Genomic DNA, 2,440 nt, shown 5'->3' on the forward strand with positions numbered 1-2,440 from the left:
GATTACCCCTTTTGGGCCAGCGATAAAAGCGGGTACCGCGGGTATTAGACTTGTTAGGAAGTCTTCAATTGTGAAGTGGATAAGTCCAAAGAAAGTTGAAAATGTTACTGGTAAGGGTACGGGTGATAATACTCTATTAAAATTAGAAGATTTCACTAAAGAAATTCTAGAAACAAAACCGATGAACTCACCATTACCTAAAAAATGGTATGATATGGGCGGGAAAACTTCTATTGATAGTGATGGAACTTGGACTTATACTAACAAGTCTGGAGTATCGGTAAGATATCCAGATGGTTTTCCAGATTTTACACCGTTTATGCATCCAAATGTTAAGCCAGTAAAAATCGAAATTCAATCACCTAAAAATAATCCGAAAGATTTTGAAAATGCAAATAAAGAGGCTAAACTTTCAAAAGATACCGATCCACCCATACTAGATATTAGAAAGCCACCAGATGGATATACATGGCATCATCATCAAAATGGAAAAACTATGATGTTAGTAGATGAAGATATCCACAGAGAGTTTAGGCACATTGGTGGTCAATCAAAAGTCAACGGGAAAAATAAGTAATGATATAGGAGTGAGAGTATGACAAAAATGCATAGTGAAAACCCAAAAATTTCTTTACAGGATATAAAACAGTTTGAACAAGAGTATGAGATTGTGCTACCTAAGCAATATGTTGAATTTCTACTTGAATACAATGGAGGATTTCCACAAGAATCTGGCTTCAAAATCTCAGATGATGAGGGAGAAAGTTTAGTAAATAAGTATTATGGAATTGGGGATATAAAAAGTAATTTAGGCAAAGTTTTTGAGATTTTAGATGGTGAAATACCAGAGGGCTTCATTTCAATTGCTAATGATCCAGCAGGAAATGAGATTTTATTAGGAGTTAGTGGAGAGTATCAAGGGAAAGTATATTTTTGGATTCATGATAGAGTACCCGAAGAAGAAATGGACAATATGTTTATCCTTGCAGATAGTTTTTCTGAATTATTTGATAAATTATATTAATCTAAATAACGGCACTCATTGAAAGCTACATCTAAAAGCAACGGCTGATTTTTCAAATAATATAAATACGAATGATAAGACCTCCAATTTGGAAAGATGGGACAAAAATAGAACTTCATCATTTAATTCAAAGAGAACCTGGATCAATGGTGGAGCTCCCGAGTAGTATGCATAAAGAATATGATAGAATATTGCATGCATTAGTGGAGAATGGAGGATGCTTTAGAAATGACCTTGTTTTGAAAAAGCAATTTGAAAACTTTAGATCGAAATATTGGAGATGGAGAGCTAAACAAATAGATAAAGGTGAATTGTAAAAGGAAAAATTCTGAATGAATAAAGAGGAATTAACCAATTTTATTAAGAGAAATATGGAACCAGATGATTTTACTGGAGGAGTAGATGGAAAACAGATTGATTATGTTCAAGGTACCCTAAAGTTAAAATTTCCAGAAAGTTATAAGTGGTTTTTAAATAATTATGGGTCTGGTGGTTTATATGGTGTAGATATTTTAGGAGTGGCTAAGTCTAATATTGCTACTGTTGTTATTGAAACGGAGAGTTAAAGGGATTTAGGAATGAGTGAGAATTTAATAGTTATTGAAGATATAGATGAATATGCTTATTGTTTAGATGCAAGCAATATGGAGAATAATGAGTGCCCAGTTATAGCGTGGAATAAGCAAGGAGGAATTGATGACTACAATACGGCAGAAAATTTTTATGAGTTTTTATCCCAAAGGTTATTGGATGCAAAAGAAGCTTGGGAAGAAGATTTTTAAGATAGATAAATAGAAAGAAATTATAAATGAGATTAAAGAAAATCAAAAACTCTTGATGGTTGTACCATCAAGAGTTTTTATAATGATATTTTGTTTTTGAAAAATTGTACTATAATTAGGCGAGATTATATTTTAATCGAATGAAGTATTGTTACAGGGAACAGGCTAAAAAATAAAGAAGTTAAACAGGCTCGTTGGTTTAAAGTGGGAATAGTAATGAAGTATTTTATATTGCACTTGATTTCCTAATAGGTAACAGGTGTTTTTCGTTTTTTTATGAGATATTTATGCCTTGGATAACATGAATGATGCTTTACTGAAATTCATAGCTCATGAAGGTAGTACTGTCATGGAGTATTGATTTCATATTTGGATTTTGTGAGATGTACGATAAACAGGTGAGATGACGTTTTATATAGCGAGAGTAGTTATGACAGGGACGGTGGTTGTCAAGATAGTTGTCGCATATTACTCTCTTCCTAGATTAGCTATTTAGTCAATATCAATTGATTTCTTTACCGCTCTTTTCAATTCGGATTTTCTCTTTCATCGGATTCAACGCGACTGATTCATGTGGACGCCAGTTGCGTGTTGATCCTGCCCATCGTTCTGGATGTTTTTGTTTTGCGAGCTT

At 33.2% G+C, this 2,440-nt stretch carries 3 protein-coding genes and 1 pseudogene; all 4 read left to right on the forward strand.

Translation table 11 applies throughout. The features are described from left to right. The first annotated feature begins 1 nt into the window (after position 1). Positions 2-577, forward strand: a complete 576-nt coding sequence (locus tag I2484_RS20900; RefSeq protein ID WP_207152975.1) for an HNH endonuclease — start codon at positions 2-4, stop codon at positions 575-577. Between the two features lie 18 nt (positions 578-595). Continuing rightward, positions 596-1,024: an SMI1/KNR4 family protein gene (locus I2484_RS20905; protein WP_207152976.1), complete on the forward strand. Its 429-nt coding sequence runs from the start codon at positions 596-598 to the stop codon at positions 1,022-1,024. Positions 1,025-1,095: 71 nt separating this feature from the next. Further along, complete coding sequence (locus I2484_RS20910; protein WP_207152977.1) at positions 1,096-1,341, forward strand: HNH/ENDO VII family nuclease; 246 nt, start codon at positions 1,096-1,098, stop codon at positions 1,339-1,341. A 15-nt stretch (positions 1,342-1,356) separates the two neighbouring features. After that, positions 1,357-1,806, forward strand: a pseudogene (locus I2484_RS20915) (SMI1/KNR4 family protein). The last annotated feature ends 634 nt before the right edge of the window (positions 1,807-2,440 follow it).

This window comes from Sporosarcina sp. E16_8 (assembly GCF_017347095.1).
Lineage (GTDB): Bacteria > Bacillota > Bacilli > Bacillales_A > Planococcaceae > Sporosarcina.